Origin of the sequence: Caulobacter sp. SLTY (genome assembly GCF_009905535.1) — a bacterium.
Taxonomy (GTDB): Bacteria; Pseudomonadota; Alphaproteobacteria; order Caulobacterales; family Caulobacteraceae; genus Caulobacter.
This window is the reverse complement of record NZ_JAAALA010000009.1, coordinates 41,509-56,520: the sequence shown is the minus strand read 5'-3', so window position 1 is coordinate 56,520 and position 15,012 is coordinate 41,509. Positions and strand designations below refer to the sequence as shown.

At 68.8% G+C, this 15,012-nt stretch carries 14 protein-coding genes; 7 read left to right on the top strand and 7 right to left on the bottom strand.

Annotated features, from left to right (window positions below):
- The first annotated feature begins 119 nt into the window (after positions 1 to 119).
- Together GVN21_RS07160 and GVN21_RS07155 are read left to right on the top strand one after the other, a co-directional pair.
- Complete coding sequence (locus tag GVN21_RS07160; RefSeq protein WP_166574036.1) at positions 120 to 2,126, top strand: tetratricopeptide repeat-containing sulfotransferase family protein; 2,007 nt, start codon at positions 120 to 122, stop codon at positions 2,124 to 2,126.
- A gap of 150 nt (positions 2,127 to 2,276) precedes the next feature.
- A complete protein-coding gene (locus GVN21_RS07155; RefSeq protein WP_205689972.1) occupies positions 2,277 to 4,607 on the top strand; it encodes a TonB-dependent receptor in 2,331 nt (776 codons plus the stop codon).
- A 206-nt stretch (positions 4,608 to 4,813) separates the two neighbouring features.
- On the opposite strand, the gene GVN21_RS07150 is transcribed toward GVN21_RS07155, so the two are convergent.
- Genes GVN21_RS07150 through GVN21_RS07140 form a run of 3 tightly spaced genes read right to left on the bottom strand, consistent with a single transcriptional unit; the run spans position 4,814 to position 7,920 of the window.
- On the bottom strand, positions 4,814 to 6,244 hold the full coding sequence (locus GVN21_RS07150) for an aldehyde dehydrogenase family protein (RefSeq protein ID WP_166574035.1): 1,431 nt from the start codon (positions 6,242 to 6,244) through the stop codon (positions 4,814 to 4,816).
- Positions 6,245 to 6,274: 30 nt separating this feature from the next.
- Positions 6,275 to 6,895, bottom strand: coding sequence for a GNAT family protein (locus GVN21_RS07145; RefSeq protein ID WP_166574034.1), 621 nt, complete (start codon positions 6,893 to 6,895; stop codon positions 6,275 to 6,277).
- A 53-nt stretch (positions 6,896 to 6,948) separates the two neighbouring features.
- Positions 6,949 to 7,920, bottom strand: a complete 972-nt coding sequence (locus GVN21_RS07140; RefSeq protein ID WP_166574033.1) for a calcium/sodium antiporter — start codon at positions 7,918 to 7,920, stop codon at positions 6,949 to 6,951.
- A gap of 122 nt (positions 7,921 to 8,042) precedes the next feature.
- On the opposite strand from GVN21_RS07140, the gene nhaA reads away from it, so the two are divergent.
- A complete protein-coding gene (nhaA, locus tag GVN21_RS07135) occupies positions 8,043 to 9,302 on the top strand; it encodes a Na+/H+ antiporter NhaA (RefSeq protein ID WP_166574032.1) in 1,260 nt (419 codons plus the stop codon).
- On the opposite strand, the gene GVN21_RS07130 is transcribed toward nhaA, so the two are convergent.
- Positions 9,289 to 10,080, bottom strand: coding sequence for an enoyl-CoA hydratase-related protein (locus GVN21_RS07130; protein WP_166574031.1), 792 nt, complete (start codon positions 10,078 to 10,080; stop codon positions 9,289 to 9,291). The genes nhaA and GVN21_RS07130 overlap by 14 nt on opposite strands.
- 92 nt (positions 10,081 to 10,172) lie before the next feature.
- Here GVN21_RS07130 and GVN21_RS07125 point away from each other — a divergent pair, with 92 nt between their 5' ends.
- The gene (locus GVN21_RS07125; protein ID WP_166574030.1) at positions 10,173 to 11,228 is read left to right on the top strand and encodes a phosphotransferase family protein; all 1,056 of its coding nucleotides are present in this window, start codon (positions 10,173 to 10,175) and stop codon (positions 11,226 to 11,228) included.
- Between the two features lie 83 nt (positions 11,229 to 11,311).
- The gene (locus tag GVN21_RS07120; protein WP_205689971.1) at positions 11,312 to 11,629 is read left to right on the top strand and encodes a hypothetical protein; all 318 of its coding nucleotides are present in this window, start codon (positions 11,312 to 11,314) and stop codon (positions 11,627 to 11,629) included.
- A gap of 34 nt (positions 11,630 to 11,663) precedes the next feature.
- Here GVN21_RS07120 and arsB read toward each other — a convergent pair whose 3' ends face one another.
- Genes arsB through GVN21_RS07105 form a run of 3 tightly spaced genes read right to left on the bottom strand, consistent with a single transcriptional unit; the run spans position 11,664 to position 13,558 of the window.
- Positions 11,664 to 12,701 (bottom strand): ACR3 family arsenite efflux transporter, encoded by a 1,038-nt coding sequence (gene arsB, locus GVN21_RS07115; RefSeq protein WP_166574029.1) that lies wholly within the window; start codon positions 12,699 to 12,701, stop codon positions 11,664 to 11,666.
- A gap of 27 nt (positions 12,702 to 12,728) precedes the next feature.
- Positions 12,729 to 13,208: an ArsI/CadI family heavy metal resistance metalloenzyme gene (locus GVN21_RS07110; protein WP_166574028.1), complete on the bottom strand. Its 480-nt coding sequence runs from the start codon at positions 13,206 to 13,208 to the stop codon at positions 12,729 to 12,731.
- A complete protein-coding gene (locus GVN21_RS07105; RefSeq protein ID WP_166574027.1) occupies positions 13,205 to 13,558 on the bottom strand; it encodes a metalloregulator ArsR/SmtB family transcription factor in 354 nt (117 codons plus the stop codon). The genes GVN21_RS07110 and GVN21_RS07105 overlap by 4 nt, the downstream gene beginning before the upstream one ends.
- A 64-nt stretch (positions 13,559 to 13,622) precedes the next feature.
- On the opposite strand from GVN21_RS07105, the gene queC reads away from it, so the two are divergent.
- Both queC and GVN21_RS07095 read left to right on the top strand, forming a co-directional pair.
- Positions 13,623 to 14,333, top strand: coding sequence for a 7-cyano-7-deazaguanine synthase QueC (queC, locus tag GVN21_RS07100; RefSeq protein WP_240902793.1), 711 nt, complete (start codon positions 13,623 to 13,625; stop codon positions 14,331 to 14,333).
- 81 nt (positions 14,334 to 14,414) lie between these two features.
- Complete coding sequence (locus GVN21_RS07095; protein ID WP_166574025.1) at positions 14,415 to 14,975, top strand: hypothetical protein; 561 nt, start codon at positions 14,415 to 14,417, stop codon at positions 14,973 to 14,975.
- Positions 14,976 to 15,012 lie beyond the last annotated feature (37 nt).

Below are 15,012 nucleotides of genomic sequence, written 5' to 3'. Positions count from 1 at the left end.
CGGTGGTGCGCATCTCATCTCCAGATGCGCCACCCTCCCGCAACATCTTATGCTTGTCAAACGCACGCGGGATCCTCCCCCATCGACAACCCGCGCGCTTCCGTGCACCGCTTAGCGCGATGACCGACGACGCTGTCACCACCGGAACCCTGGCCACCGCCCTGACCCATGGCCGCCGCCTGCTTGGCCAGGAGCCGGCCCTGGCCGAGGCTCAGGCTCGGGAGATCCTGGCCGCCATGCCGGGGCATCCGGAAGCCATCCTGCTGCTGGGCGCGGCCCTACGCCGCCAGGGCCGGGCCGAACCCGCGCTGCAGGCGCTGGAGCCGGTGATCCGGGCCAATCCCGCCTGGCCGCCGGTGCATCTGGAGGCGGGGCTGGCCTTCGTCGACCTCGGCGTCGGCCGCGCGGCGATCGCGGCGCTGAGCCGCGCCGTCGCCCTCGACGCTCGCCTGGCCGTCGCCTGGGACGCCCTCTGCGACCAGTTGGCCCTCGCCGGGGACGACAAGGGCGCCGAGCAGGCCCGCGCCCAGCAGATCCGCGCCTCGGTCTCCGATCCCGAGCTGATTCAGGCCGCCGCCGCGCTCTGCGACAATCAGCTGGCCATAGCCGAACGCCTGCTCAAGCCCTACCTCGCCCGCCAGCCGACCCATGTGGCGGCCATCCGCATGCTGGCCGAGACCGCCGCCCGCCTCGGCCGCAACGAGGATGCCGAAGCCCTGCTTTCCCGCTGCCTGGAGCTGGCCCCCGGCTTCGTCGAGGCCCGCCACAACCACGCCACCGTCCTCTATCGTCTTGGCCGGGCGGAGGAAGCCCTGGCGGAACTCGATCGCCTGCTGGCCATCAACCCCCGCCATGCCGGCTACCGCAATCTCAAGGCCGCCGCGCTGGGGCGCATCGGCGACTACGCCGGCGCCATCGCCCTCTATGAGGAGGTGCTGGCCGCCCACCCCGACCAGCCCAAGGCCTGGATGTCCTACGGCCATTCGCTGAAGACCGTCGGCCGCCAGGCCGACTGCGTCGCCGCCTATCGCCGCGCCATCGCCCTGACGCCCCAGCTCGGCGAAGCCTGGTGGAGCCTGGCCAACCTCAAGACCGTCCGGTTCTCCGAAGACGATGTCGCCGCCATGCGGGCTCAGCTGGCCCGAACCGACATCGGCGAGGAGGATCGCTTCCATCTCGACTATGCGCTGGGCAAGGCGCTGGAGGACGCCGGGAACCCCGCCGCCGCCTTGGAGCACTATGCGCGGGGCGCCGCCCTGCGCCGCGCCGGCCTGGACTATGACGCCGACCACACAACCGCCCACGCCAACCGCTCGATGGCCTTCTTCACCCCGGCCTTCTTCGCCCAGCGCGCCGGCTGGGGCAGCGCCGCCCCCGATCCGATCTTCATCGTCGGCCTGCCCCGCGCCGGCTCCACCCTGATCGAGCAGATCCTGGCCAGCCACTCGGCGGTCGAGGGCACCATGGAGTTGCCCGACATCATCTCCATCGCCCGGCGCCTGGGCGGCCGCAGACGCCGCAGCGAGGCCTCGACCTATCCGGAAATGCTCGAAGGTCTGGACCCCGATCAGGTGCGGGCGCTGGGCGAGGAATACCTCGAGCGCACCCGCGTCCAGCGCAAGACCGACCGCCCCTTGTTCATCGACAAGATGCCCAACAACTTTGCCCACATCGGCCTGATCCGCCTGATCCTGCCGAACGCGAAGATCATCGACGCCCGCCGCCACCCGCTGGCCTGCTGCTTCTCCGGCTTCAAGCAGCACTTCGCCCGAGGCCAGGGCTTCAGCTACGACCTCACCGATCTCGGCCGCTACTACGCCGACTACGTGCGCCTCATGGCCCATTTCGACGCCGTCCTGCCCGGCGCGGTCCACCGGGTCCTCTACGAACGCTTGATCGCCGATCCGGAAGGGCAAGTGAGGGCGCTGCTGGACCACTGCGGCCTTCCCTTCGAACCGGCCGTCATGAAGTTTCACGAGAACGACCGCGCCGTCCGGACCGCCAGCTCCGAACAGGTCCGCCGCCCGATCTTCACCGAGGGCCTCGACCAGTGGAGGGCATTCGAACCCTGGCTGGCCCCCCTCAAAACCGCCCTCGGACCGGCCCTGGAGACCTGGGACCGCTGAGTTCCTGCGCTCTGGCCGCCACAGTTAACGGCAACCGTCATCCAACCGACATGGGGCGAGGCCGCCCCGCTTGACAGCGGTTCCCTCTCGGATCGAGCCTCGCGTAACGGCGAAACGCCAAAGTCGGGCCAAGGTCGGGGGATGACTACCATGCGCGCTAATCGGACCACGATCTGGACCTCCGTCCTGCTCGGCACCACCATGCTCAGCAGCATGGCCTTCGCCCAGGAGCCGGCCGACAACATGGTCGGCGAGATCATCGTCACGGCCCAGAAGCGTGACGAAAACCTCCAGGACGTGCCCGTCAGCCTTCAGGCCCTCGGCGGTGAGAAGCTCGACGAGCTGCAGGTCTCCGACTTCGGCGACTTCGTGAAGTTCCTGCCCTCGGTCTCCACCGCCAGCGCCGCCCCCGGCTTCGGCAGCGTCTACATGCGCGGCGTGGCCAGCGGCGGGGACGGCAACCACTCCGGCTCCCTGCCTAGCGTCGGCGTCTATCTCGACGAACAGCCGATCACCACCATCCAGGGCGCCCTGGACATCCACGTCTACGACATCCAGCGGGTCGAGGCCCTGGCCGGGCCGCAAGGCACCCTCTACGGCGCCAGCTCCCAGGCCGGCACCATCCGCATCATCACCAACAAGCCCGACACCAGCGGCTTCAGCGGCGCCTTCGATGTGGAGGCCAACACCGTCTCGGGCGGCGACCAAGGCTACAGCGCCGAAGGCTACGTCAACATCCCGTTCAGCGACCGCGCCGCCGTCCGCCTGGTCGGCTGGTACGTCCACGACGCGGGCTACATCGACAATGTGCTCACGCCACGCTTCTACCCCACCTGGGGCGGCACGATCACCAATGCCCAGTACGCCGAGGAAAACTACAATGACGTGGACACCATCGGGGCCCGGGCGGCGCTGAAGGTGGACCTCAACGAGGACTGGTCGATCACCCCCTCGATCATGGGCCAGAGCCAGAAGAGCAACGGCAACTTCTCGTTCAACCCCGACACCGGCGACCTGCAGATCGCCCGCTACCGCCCCGAAAGCGCCGACGACCGCTGGTACCAGGCGGCCCTGACGGTCGAGGGCAAGCTCGGCGGCCTCGACTTGCTCTACGCCGGCTCCTACCTGAAGCGCGACGTGGATTCGGAGTCAGACTACAGCGACTACAGCTTCTTCTACGACACCCTGTTCGGCTACGGCGCCTACTGGGTCGACGACCTGGGCAACCCCATCGACCCGACCCAGTACATCAAGGCCAAGGACGGCTACACCAAGGAAAGCCACGAGATCCGCGTCGCCTCGCCCAGCGAGCATCGCCTGCGTTTCGTGGCCGGCCTGTTCTACCAGAACCAGACCCACGACATCGAGCAGCGCTACATCATCGACGGCCTGGCCAGCTCGATCTCGGTGACCGGCTGGGAAGACACCATCTGGCTGACCAAGCAGCTTCGGGAAGACACCGAGACCGCCGCCTTCGGCGAGATCAGCTTCGACATCACCCCCGCCCTCACCGTGACCGGCGGGGTACGCGCCTTCAAGACCGAGAACGGCCTGAAGGGCTTCTTCGGCTTCTCGGCCGGCTACAGCTCCAACGGCGAGGCGGCCTGTTTCGCCCCGCCGGTCACCTCCGGCGCCCCCTGCACCAACCTGATCAAGGTGACCGAGGAGGAGGACTTCACCCACCGCCTCAACATCACCTGGAAGATCGACGACGACCGCATGGTCTACGGCACCTGGTCGACCGGCTTTAGGCCCGGCGGCATCAACCGCCGCGGCACCCTGCCGCCCTACCAGTCCGACTTCCTGACCAACTATGAGCTGGGCTGGAAGACCATGTGGGCGGGCGGCTCGCTACGCTGGAACGGCGCCGTCTATTTCGAGCAGTGGGAGGACTTCCAGTTCTCAATCCTCGGCGCCAACGGCCTGACCGAGATCAAGAACGCCGCCCAGGCCGAGATCTGGGGCATCGAGAGCGACATCGTCTGGCGCCCGACCTCCAACCTCACCCTGTCCGGCGGCGCCGCCTACACCGAGGCGGAGCTGACCGAGAACTACTGCGGCTTCACCGACCTCAACGGCAACCCGGTGACCCAGTGCGTCGCCCCCCTGGCGCCCAGCGGCACCGCCCTGCCGGTGACCCCCAAGCTCAAGGGCAACCTGACCGCCCGCTACGACTTCCAGCTGGCCGACATGGACGGCCACGTCCAGGGCAGCTGGGTCGCCCAGAGCGGCGCCTGGACCGACCTGCGCCTCTCCGAGCGGGCCATCATCGGCAAGCAGGAAGCCTGGACCACCTTCGACTTCAACGTCGGCCTCAAGCGCGACGACTGGCGCATGGAACTGTTCGCCATCAACCTCTTCGACGAACGCGCCAGCCTCTACCGCTACGCCCAATGCGCCGAAGCCGTCTGCGGCGGCGCGGTCTACAGCGTGCCGAACCAGCCGCGGACCATCGGGGTCAGGGTGGGGAAGAGCTTCTGACCCGAGCCCTGCCCGGACCGGCTCAACACCCCGCCGTCATCCCGGCCGGAGCGCGAAGCGCGGAGAGCCGGGACCCAGGAGTGCGGGATCTCGCTATCGAACACGGCTTTGCGGCCGGCGCGCTGCAACCCCTGGGTCCCGGATAAGCGCGACGCGCTTTCCGGGATGACGGCCTGCTGGACGGCGTCAGCGTGGTGGAAAATCCCTCAGGCCACCGCCGCCTTCTTCACGAACACCGTCTGGGTGTTGGTGTACTCGAGCAGACCCTCCAGCGCCCCCTCGACCCCCACGCCCGACTGCTTGTGGCCGCCGAACGCAGCCAGCGGCGACAGGTGCTGGCTCTCGTTGATCCACACCGTGCCGGTGGCCAGCCGCGAGGCGATCTCCAGCGCCTTGTCTTCATCCGCCGACCACACCGAACCGCCCAAGCCATAGTCGGACGCATTGGCCCGCCCGATCACCTCGTCCAGGTCGTCGAATTTCAGCAGCGGCAGCACCGGCCCGAACTGCTCCTCCTGCACGATCCGCGAATCCTCCGGCGGATTGTCGATGATGGTCACCGGCACGAAGTAGCCGGGCGCGGTGCTGGTCTCCCCGCCGACCAGGAACTTGTAGCCTTTGGCCCGGGCGTCCTCGATCAGCTCCAGAACCCGCTGGTACTGCAGCTTGTTCTGGATGGGTCCCATCTGGGTGCCCTGCTCGGCGCCGTCGCCCATCTTCACCGTGGCCGCATAGGCGACCAAGGCGTCCTTGAGCGGCTCATAGACGTCCTTGTGGACGTACATCCGCTTGGTGGCGATGCAGATCTGCCCGGTGTTGCGGAACGCCGCCCAGAACAGCTGCTCGGCCACCTTTTCCACGTCCACGTCCGGCATGACGATGGCCGCGTCATTGCCGCCCAGCTCCAGGGTCACCCGCTTGAGGGTCGAGGCGGCGCTCGCCATCACCTTGCGCCCGGTGGCGGTCGAGCCGGTGAAGCTGACCTTGTCGATCCCCGGATGGCTGGTCATCCACGGCCCCAGCTCATCTCCGCCGGTGACGATATTCAGAACCCCGTCGGGCAGCACCCCGCGCAGCAGCTCGCCGATCTTCAAGGTGGTCAGAGGGGTGAACGGCGAGGGCTTCAGCACCACCGTGTTGCCGGCCAGCAGCGCCGGCGCCAGCTTGAACATCGCCAGGATCACCGGGAAGTTCCAGGGCGCGATCGCCCCCACCACCCCGATCGGCACATGCCGCGTCTCGCCCCGGCGCTCGGCCGTGTCCTCGACCACCGTCACCGGGAGGTCCAGGCTGGCGGTGGCCTGCAGCCAGTAGGCGCCGCCCATCACATCCCCGAACGCATCGGCGTGCGGCTTGCCCTGTTCGCTGGTCAGCAGGCGCTTCAACTCCTCGCCGTTGGTCGCGATGACCCCGGCCATGGCCAGCAGCAGCTCCTTGCGCTTTCCGATCGGCGTCGCGGCCCAGGCCGGGAAGGCCTTGCGCGCCGCCGCCACGGCCTCGTCCAGCTGCTCGCGCGAGCATTCCGGCGCCTGGCCGATCACCTGCTCGTTGGCGGGGTTGAGCACGTCAAAGGTCCCGGCCGCTCCGGCCACGCCCTTGCCGCCAATGGTCATGCTGAAATCGCCGTCGAACCGCATAGCCTCGCGTCTCCTCATTTTCCCTGCCCCCTATGTGAACAGGCGCCGCCGCGTCAGCCAATCCTCCCGCGTCATTTCCCAGTACAGCGACCGCCGCGAACCGCCGTCCGGCAGGGCGCTCAGCCGCTCGCCCATGGGGGTGAACCCCGCCGCCTCGATCACCCGCGCCGACCGCTCATTGTCCAGCGCCGCGGTCAGTCCGACCAGCCGCACCCCCAGCACCTCGAACATGAAGCCGAAGGTCCGCGCCGCGCCCTCCGCGCCCTTGCCGGAGTTCTGCGTGTCCGCCCGCCGGGCCCCCGCCACCTCCGCCGACGACCGCTCCGGCCAGACGGTGAACCGCGAATAGGCCGCCACCTTCCCCGCCTCGTCGAGGGTAACGGTCAGCAACGCCTCCCCGGCCTGGCGCAACCGCTCCGACCGGGCGATCCAGGCGCCGATCCGGCCGGCGTCGATGGGCCTGGGAATGTCATAGATCGGCCCCGACACCAGCGGGTCGGAAAGCAGCGCCACCAGCCCCTGGATGTCCTGCGGCCCCGCCACCCGCGCCGTCGGCGCGATCAGCGCGGGGTCGGCGGTCCGCACCGCCGCCCGGATCGCGGCGGCCTCTTCCAGCGAGGCCTCGAGGACGGTGAAGGGCGGAGCACTCATGCCCGCCACAGTGAGCGGCCCGCCCCTGCCTCACAAGGACAATCGGGCCCGCGTCAGGGGCGCAACACCCCTGCCGACCACAGCAGCCAGGCCATGTAGCCGCCATAGCCGGCCATCAGGAGCAGACCTTCCATGCGTGAGATCTTCAGGCTCCGGAAGGCGAACAGGATCACCGCCGCCGTTGCCCCCGCCAGCACCCAGACATCCACCGCCAGCATCTCCGGCGGGACCGGGATCGGCTTGATGATGGCCGTGATCCCCAGGATGCCCAGCAGGTTGTAGAGGTTCGAGCCGATGATGTTTCCCAGCGCCACATCCCCCTGCTTGCGGAGGGCGGCGATAACGCTGGTGACCAGCTCCGGCATCGAGGTGCCGACCGCCACGATGGTCAGGCCAACCACCGTGTCCGACACCCCATAGCTGCGCGCCAGGCTGACCGACCCATCGACCAGGAACCGCGCCCCGACGATGGTCAGGCCGATCCCGACCACGGCGAGCAACAGGGCAAGCCAGGGGCTGCCGCGCCAGCCCGACATCAGGTCGGCTTCGTCCTCGATCCGCTCGCCCTCGGCGTCCGGCCGCTTCCGCTCCAGCAACCAGACCAGCAGGATGTAGGCCGCCAGCACACCGACAGCGATCAGGCCGAGCCTCTGGGTCAGCTCGCCCTGCAACAGCACCCAGACCGCCGCCCCGGTGACCAGCGCCAGCATCGGCCCGTCCCGCAGGAAGGCGCGCCGGTCCACCGCTATGGGCGCGATCAGCGCCGTCAGCCCCAGGATCAGCAGGGCGTTGGAGATGTTGGAGCCGACCACATTGCCGACCGCGATCCCCGGCGATCCGGCAAACGCCGCCTGCAGGCTGGTCACCAGTTCAGGGGTCGAGGTGCCGAACCCGACCAGGGTCAGGCCGATCATCAGGGGGCTGACACCCAGCTTGCGGGCGGCGCTGGAAGCCCCCCGCACCAGCACCTCGCCGCCGATGATCAGCAACGCCAGGCCAAGCCCGATCGAGACCAGAACAGACATCGGCGCCCCTCCGAAACCGTCGCCGAAGTCTGCCCCGAGCCAGACCCCCGGACCAGCAAAACCGGGCGCGGGCGGGTCGATTTTGGCCCCTTTTCGTGTCCGCTGCGCTAAACATCGACCCCATGAACAAGTCCGCCATCGCCCGATCCCGCCCCGTCTCGGCCCTGCGCGCCTTCCTCGTCAACGAAACCTCCGGCGGCTATGTGCTGATGGCCGCCGCCGCCCTGGCCCTGCTGGTCGCCAACTCGCCGCTGGCCGCAGGCTACTTCGGCGCTCTCGACACCAAGTTCGGCTTCGAGATCGGCGCCTTCCACCTGCGCGAGACCCTGCTGCACTGGATCAACGACGGGCTGATGGCCCTGTTCTTCCTGCTGGTCGGCCTGGAGATCAAACGCGAGGTGCTGGATGGCCAGCTGTCCCGCTTCTCCAACGCGCTGCTGCCCGGGGTGGCGGCGCTGGGCGGGGTGATCGTGCCGGCGGCCATCTTCCTGGCCTTCAATGCCGCCAACCCGGCCACCCGGGCCGGCTGGGCCATCCCCTCGGCCACCGACATCGCCTTCGCGCTCGGGGTGCTGGCCCTCCTGGGCAGCCGCGCCCCCACCTCGCTTAAGATCTTCCTCACCGCCGTGGCCATCATCGATGACCTCGCCGCCATCCTGATCATCGCCATCTTCTACACGGCGGAGCTTCACTGGGTCGCGCTCGGCGCGGCCGGCGCCCTGCTGGGGGTGCTGCTGGTGCTCAACCGGCTGAAGGTGACGGTGCTCTGGCCCTACATCCTGACCGGCCTGGCCCTCTGGTACTGCGTGCTGGAATCGGGGATCCACGCCACCCTGGCCGGCGTCGCCCTGGCCATGTTCATCCCCCTGCGCCGCACGCCGGCCGAGCCCGACCACATCGATTCCCACGCCCACGACCACTCGCCGCTGCACCGGCTGGAGCATGCCCTGCACAAGCCGGTCGCCTTTTTGGTCGTGCCCATCTTCGGCTTCGCCAACGCCGGCCTGTCCTTCGCCGGGTTCAAGCTGTCGATCCTGCTGGAACCCCTGCCGCTCGGCGTGGCGCTCGGCCTGTTCATCGGCAAGCAGATCGGCGTCTTCTCCACCGCCTGGCTGCTGATCAAGACCCGCCTGGTCGACATGCCGCGCGACGCCAACTGGGCCCAGCTCTACGGTGTCTCCGTCCTCTGCGGCATCGGCTTCACCATGAGCCTGTTCATCGGCAACCTGGCCTACACCGACCCCCTGCTGATCGAGGAGACCAAGATGGGCGTCCTCCTCGGGTCCCTCGTCTCCGCCCTGGTCGGCGCCGCCATCATCCGCATGGGCGCCCCGGCCGCGCCGCCGCAAGCGGTCAAGGAAGACCCCGCTACCGCCCCTTGAACACCGGCTCGCGCTTTTCGAGGAAGCTGGCCACGCCCTCCTTGTGGTCCTCGGTCTTCATCAGAGCGCGGATCGTCTCGATGGCCCAGCCGCCCAGGTCGCGCGGGTCGCCATAGGTCCCGCGTCGCAGCCCTTCCTTCATGTAACGCAGGGCCAGCGGCGGGTTGACCGCGATCCGGGCCGCCAGCGCCTTGGCCCGGGGCATCAGCTGATCATGCGGCGTCACTTCGCTGACCAGCCCGATGCGCAGCGCCTCTTCCGCCCCGATCACATCGCCGGTGAACAACAGCTCCGCCGCCTTGGCCGGCCCGACGATGCTCGGCAGCCGGTAGAAGCCGCCGACATCACAGACCAGCCCCCGCTTGATGAACAGCTCGGCGAACTTGGCCTTCTCCGAACAGATGCGGATGTCGGCATAGAGCGCCAGCTCCATCCCCCAGCCCACCGCCGCCCCGTTGACCGCCGCGATCAGCGGCTTGTCGCACTCCAGCGCGGCCATCGCCGCCGGGGTCGGCTTGTGACGCACCACCGGCGTGGTGTCGGCCGACACCGCCTTGGGCCCAGCCATGATCTCCCGCACATCGTCGCCCGAACAGAAGGCCGGGTCGGCGCCGGTGACGATCACACACCGCGCCTCCACATCGGTCACCGCCTTGCGCAGGTATTGCTCCAGCTTGGCATAGGCGTCCCAGTTCAGCGCGTTGCGCTGTTCGGGCCGGTTCAGGGTGATGATCGCGACATGGTCCTCGACCACGTATGTGACGGTTTCCTCGGCCATGGACTGGCTCCTCCCTTATGCTTTCAAAGACAATCCTTGAGGCGCCGGTGGGGAAAGCGAGCATCTTTCCGCCCACAAGAGGAATCGCCGACATGAACCCCAACGATCCCCCCGTTCGCGACGTCGTCCCAGCCCACTGGTTCGACCCGGCCCCGCTGGAGGCGTGGCTGAACCGCGAGGTCCCGGGCTTCGGCGCAAACATGCAGGTCCAGCAGTTCCAGGGCGGCGCCTCCAACCCCACCTTCCTCCTGACCACCGACGGCCCGGACGGCCCGCTCCGCTACGTCCTGCGCAAGAAGCCGCCCGGCGTGCTGCTGGCCAGCGCCCACCAGGTCGACCGCGAATACCGGGTGATGAAGGCGCTGGAGGGCCAGGTCCCGGTCCCCAGGATGCGCGCCCTCTGCACCGACGATGCGGTGATCGGCACGGCCTTCTACGTCATGGACTACCTGCCCGGCCGCATCTTCCGCGACGCGACCTTGCCGGACCTGACCCCCGCCGAACGCGCCGCCGTCTATGACGATCTCAATGCCACCCTGGCCAAACTCCACCAGGTCGACTTCCGCGCCGTGGGCCTGGAGGACTTCGGCAAGGCCGGCGGCTATTTCGAACGCCAGGTCGCCCGCTGGACCAAGCAGTACCGGGGCGCCGAGACCGAGGTCATCCCCGAGATGGAGGCCCTGATCGAGGCCCTGCCGGCCCGTATCCCGGCCGACGACAGCGTCAGCATCGCCCACGGCGACTATCGGCTGGAAAACGTCATGTTCCACCCCACCGAGCCCAGGCTGATCGCCGTGCTCGACTGGGAGCTCTGCACCATCGGCCACCCCCTGGCCGACATCGCCTACAACGGCTTTATCTGGCGCTCCCACTCCCCCGGCTGGGGCAGCCTGGACGGGGTCGATTTCGCCACCAGCGGCATCCCCACCGAGGCCGACTACGTCGCGGCCTACTGCCGCCGAACGGGGCGCGACGGCATCGAGGACTGGCCCTTCTACATGGCCTTCGGCATCTTCCGCTTGGCCTCAATCAGCCAGGGGGTCTACCGCCGCGTCCTCTCCGGCCAGGCGGCCAGCGAGCGTCCGGCCGAGAACGGCACGCCGATGCTGGCCAAACAGGCGCTGGCCATCCTCGAAGGCCGCGAATGATTCCCCATTGGCGCCACAGCAACCCTGACGCACTGTGCGCCGCCGCGCCGTCAGAGCGCGGTCGCATCATATCGGGAATCCCCATGAAGACCCTCGCCCTCACCCTGGCCCTGCTGGCCGCCGCCGCTCCGGCCACCGTCGTCCTGGCCCAGGACGCGCCCGCCGCCGCCGCCCCGGCCTACTCCACGGCCAAGACCCCGCTCGGCGACCTGCTGGCCAACCCGGCCACCGCCGCCGTGCTCGAAAAGCACATGCCCGGCATCAGCAAGAGCACCGAGATCGAGCCGGTGAAGGGCCTGCCGCTGAAGGAAATCCAGCAGTACGCCCCCGACCGCCTGCCCGATACGTTGCTGGCCGCCATCGACGCGGATCTGGCCAAGATTCCGGCCGCCGGAAAGTAGACCTGAAGACGGGAGCGGCCGCGCCGGCCGCTCCCTATTCGGTTGGGCGGCTCAGGCCGCGCTCGTACCAGCCCTTGGATCGGTTCACGATCCAGACCACCGACAGCATCACCGGCACCTCGATCAGCACCCCCACCACCGTGGCCAGGGCGGCGCCGGATGTCACCCCGAACAGGCTGATGGCCGCCGCCACCGCCAGCTCGAAGAAGTTGCTGGCCCCGATCAGCGCGGAGGGTCCGGCCACGCAATGGGCCTCGCCCGCCGCCCGGTTCAACAGATAGGCCGCCCCGGCGTTCAGATAGACCTGGATCAGGATCGGCACGGCCAAGAGGGCGATGACCAGCGGCTGGCTGAGGATCTGCTCGCCCTGGAAGGCGAACAGCAGCACCAGGGTGGCCAGCAGGGCGGCGATCGACACCGGCCCCAGGGCCTTCAGAGCCCCGGCCAGCGCCGCCTCGCCCCGCGCCAGCAGGCCCCGCCGCAGCAGCTGGGCGATGATCACCGGCACGACGATATAGAGCAGCACCGAGAGCAGCAGGGTGCTCCAGGGCACGACGATCGACGCCAGTCCCAGCAGCAGCCCGACGATCGGCGCGAAGGCCACGATCATGATGGCGTCGTTGAGGGCCACCTGGCTGAGGGTGAAATGCGGCTCGCCCTTGGTCAGGTGGCTCCAGACAAAGACCATGGCCGTGCAGGGCGCCGCCGCCAGGATGATCAGCCCGGCGATATAGCTTTCGATCTGGTCGGCCGGCAGCAGCGGCCGAAACAGCCAGCCCACGAAAACCCAGGCCAGCAGCGCCATCGAGAACGGCTTGATCGCCCAGTTGACGAACAGGGTCACCCCGATGCCGCGCCAGTGGGCCGCCACCCCGCGCAGGGCGGAAAAGTCGATCCGCACCAGCATCGGGATGATCATCAGCCAGACCAACACGGCCACCGGCAGGTTGACCTTGGCCACCTCCAGTCCCGCGATGGCCGCGAAGGCATCCGGCGCCATGGCGCCCAGCGCGATCCCCGCGACGATGCACAGGGCCACCCAGACCGAAAGGTATTTCTCGAAGACCGACATCGCGCCCCGCCCCCTCCTACGATGTCGTCAGCAGCATGCGGCGGCGGGCTTTGCCGGCTCGGCGGCCGGGGCGGGGCCACAGCAGGCGGCGGCCGGCGTGGACGTCTCGCGCAGCACCGCGTCCGGCTCGTCCTCACCATAGCTGGTCGCCTCGCCGAAGCTGTAGAAGGTCTCCCAGCGCAGGCCATTGGGGTCATTGACCCAGGCCTTGTCCGACTGGGCATAGCAGCAGGTCGTCGCCTCCTGATCGCGGGTGGTCTCCCCCGCCGCCTTCAGCCGCCCGGCCAGTTCGCCCAGCTCCTCGGCGGTCTCGACCTGGATGCCCAGGTGGTCGACACCCGGAACCCGCGCCCGGTCGGAGATGGCGAAGTTGACCCGGGGGTCCTCCAGCATCCATTTGGCGTAGTCTTCCTTGACCACCGCCGGCTCGGTTCCGAACAGGGTGGAATAGAAGCCGATCGACCGGGTCAGGTCCTCGACCGCGACATGGACATGCAGGCGTTTCATGCTTGGGCTCCTTCGCAGCAGGCGGCGCGGCTGGCCGCTTCCGCCAGGGGGGCGCAGACTTCGGGCCGTCCCTGGCAACAGTCTTCCATCAGATAGACGAGCAGACCGCTCATCCCCTCGTAGTCTGCGGCGTGGATGATCGACCGCCCATCCCGCCGACTGGTTGTCAGCCCGGCGTTGGCCAGCACCGTCAGCTGGGCTGACAGGGTGTTGGGGGTGATCTCCAACGCCCGAGCGATCTCCCCGGCCGCCATCCCCTCGGGCCCGGCCCGGACCAGCAGCCGGAACACGGCCAGCCGACTGTCCTGGGCCAGGGCGGAGAGGCGTTTGACGGCGTCTGTCGTTTCCATAATTCCAAATATGTGGAAATATAGAAGTGTGTCAAGCGGCCCGATGCTCGACTATGCTGCGCCCATGTCCGCCCTCGTTCTCTTCTCCGGCGGCCAGGACAGCGCCGTCTGCCTGGCCTGGGCCCTGGCCCGCTTCGACCGCGTCGAGACGGTCGGCTTCGACTACGGCCAGCGCCACCGGGTGGAGCTGGAGGTCCGCACGGCCTTCCGCGAAAAACTCGTCGCCGCCTATCCTCGCGCCGAGGGGCGCCTTGGCGAAGACCACCTGCTCGACCTGTCGGTGCTGGGCGCGATCAGCGACACGGCGCTGACGAGGGACGCCGAGATCGCCATGATCGCGTCCGGCCTGCCCAACACCTTCGTGCCCGGCCGCAACCTGCTGTTCCTGACCTTCGCCGCGGCCATCGCCTACCGCCGGGGGATCAAGCACATCGTCACCGGGGTCTGCGAGACCGACTATTCCGGCTACCCCGACTGCCGGGACGACACCATCAAGGCGCTGCAGGTGGCCATCAACCTGGGCATGGAAAGCCGCCTGGTGCTCGAAACCCCGCTGATGTGGATCGACAAGGCGGCCACCTGGGCCATGGCCCACGATCTCGGCGGCCGAGGGCTGGTCGAACTGATCGTCGAGGACACCCACAGCTGCTACCTCGGCGACCGCAGCAAGCGCCACGACTGGGGCTACGGCTGCGGAACCTGCCCGGCCTGCGACCTGCGCGCCGCCGGTTACCGCCGCTGGGCGGAGGGCGGCCCGAACCGCGCGGCGCCGTAAAGACAGGTGGCTGAGAATTGCTGACGTCCGGTGTCAGCTATCGCCCCGTAGGGTTGCGCGAGCAACCCAACGGAGCCCTCCATGACCGACCGCCGCACCCTGATCAAGGCCGCCGCAGGCCTGACCCTTGCCCCCGCCCTGGCCACGCCGGCCCTGGCGAATTCCTCGCTGGATCGGGCCGACTGGCCGCCCGGCAAGCCCGGCGACTTCGACTTCCTGGCCGGCGAGTGGAAGATCGCCAATCGCCGTCGGCCCTCAGCCGGCGCCGCGTTCGAGGAATTCCAGGGCGAGGCCACCTGCTGGACCATCCTGGGCGGGGTGGGGAGCGTGGAGGAGCTGCGGGTTCCAAGCCGCGGCTTCCTGGGCCTGGGCCTGCGGATGCTCGACGTCGAGAAGACGGTGTGGAGCGACCACTGGGTCAACGCCCGCAGCGGCGTGGTCACCACGCCGGGCCAGCTCGGCTACTTCAAGGATGGCGCGGCGATCTTCGAAGCCGACGACATGGACGGCGCCATGCCGATCAAGGTGCGCGGCGTCTGGGACCGGATCACCGGCCGGTCGCACCGCTGGAGCCAGCTGATCTCCCGCGACGGCGGCAAGAGCTGGGAGGACCAGTGGGTGATGGACTGGACGAAGCTGTGATCGTGCGGCGCGGTTGCGCCGTTCGCCCCGCTCGGCG

Excerpts from the sequence above, each read along its gene's own strand:
- GVN21_RS07120 (WP_205689971.1), top strand. The coding sequence starts at position 11,312 with ATGAAGACCCTCGCCCTCACCCTGGCCCTGCTGGCCGCCGCCGCTCCG.
- GVN21_RS07160 (WP_166574036.1), top strand. The coding sequence starts at position 120 with ATGACCGACGACGCTGTCACCACCGGAACCCTGGCCACCGCCCTGACC.
- GVN21_RS07150 (WP_166574035.1), bottom strand. The coding sequence starts at position 6,244 with ATGCGGTTCGACGGCGATTTCAGCATGACCATTGGCGGCAAGGGCGTG.
- GVN21_RS07125 (WP_166574030.1), top strand. The coding sequence starts at position 10,173 with ATGAACCCCAACGATCCCCCCGTTCGCGACGTCGTCCCAGCCCACTGG.
- GVN21_RS07140 (WP_166574033.1), bottom strand. The coding sequence starts at position 7,920 with ATGTCTGTTCTGGTCTCGATCGGGCTTGGCCTGGCGTTGCTGATCATC.
- arsB (WP_166574029.1), bottom strand. The coding sequence starts at position 12,701 with ATGTCGGTCTTCGAGAAATACCTTTCGGTCTGGGTGGCCCTGTGCATC.
- GVN21_RS07095 (WP_166574025.1), top strand. The coding sequence starts at position 14,415 with ATGACCGACCGCCGCACCCTGATCAAGGCCGCCGCAGGCCTGACCCTT.
- GVN21_RS07105 (WP_166574027.1), bottom strand. The coding sequence starts at position 13,558 with ATGGAAACGACAGACGCCGTCAAACGCCTCTCCGCCCTGGCCCAGGAC.
- GVN21_RS07155 (WP_205689972.1), top strand. The coding sequence starts at position 2,277 with ATGCGCGCTAATCGGACCACGATCTGGACCTCCGTCCTGCTCGGCACC.
- GVN21_RS07145 (WP_166574034.1), bottom strand. The coding sequence starts at position 6,895 with ATGAGTGCTCCGCCCTTCACCGTCCTCGAGGCCTCGCTGGAAGAGGCC.
- GVN21_RS07130 (WP_166574031.1), bottom strand. The coding sequence starts at position 10,080 with ATGGCCGAGGAAACCGTCACATACGTGGTCGAGGACCATGTCGCGATC.
- queC (WP_240902793.1), top strand. The coding sequence starts at position 13,623 with ATGTCCGCCCTCGTTCTCTTCTCCGGCGGCCAGGACAGCGCCGTCTGC.
- nhaA (WP_166574032.1), top strand. The coding sequence starts at position 8,043 with ATGAACAAGTCCGCCATCGCCCGATCCCGCCCCGTCTCGGCCCTGCGC.
- GVN21_RS07110 (WP_166574028.1), bottom strand. The coding sequence starts at position 13,208 with ATGAAACGCCTGCATGTCCATGTCGCGGTCGAGGACCTGACCCGGTCG.